This window comes from Psychrobacter sp. Rd 27.2, from assembly GCF_001921755.1.
Taxonomy (GTDB): domain Bacteria; phylum Pseudomonadota; class Gammaproteobacteria; order Pseudomonadales; family Moraxellaceae; genus Psychrobacter; species Psychrobacter celer.
In genome coordinates this window covers 1-347 of the sequence record NZ_MRYB01000143.1, presented here as the reverse complement: position 1 = coordinate 347, position 347 = coordinate 1, and the positions used below count along the sequence as shown (strand labels likewise).

Genomic DNA, 347 nt, shown 5'->3' with positions numbered 1-347 from the left:
CCAGTTTCTACATTTTCTAACAGATATACCATGTCATCAGTTGGTGAGCCGTGGCATAGATAAACATCTCCATCTAACTCATAGTCGAAGGGCAAAGCCTTCATCCATTGAATAACCTCATTGGGTAAGTCTTCTACAATAAACTGTAGAGTTGGGTTACTATCAATATCAGCCATCGTAGCTTCATAAATCTGCCTATCTTGGTTGCCACGAATAGTAATAATATCTTTTTGATGTTTCATCAATAATTCATAAGTGGCTTTTGGTGCAATTGGACCATATAGAATATCCCCAAGGTTAACAATTTGATTAACATTTCTTTGTTTAATATCTCTTAGTACAGCTTC

The 347-nt window shown here is 35.7% G+C and carries 1 protein-coding gene; it reads right to left on the bottom strand.

What is annotated here, in order from left to right; translation table 11 throughout:
* Window positions 1–347 (bottom strand): metallophosphoesterase (locus tag BTV99_RS12955; RefSeq protein WP_143507219.1); only part of this gene is annotated, 347 nt, incomplete at both ends.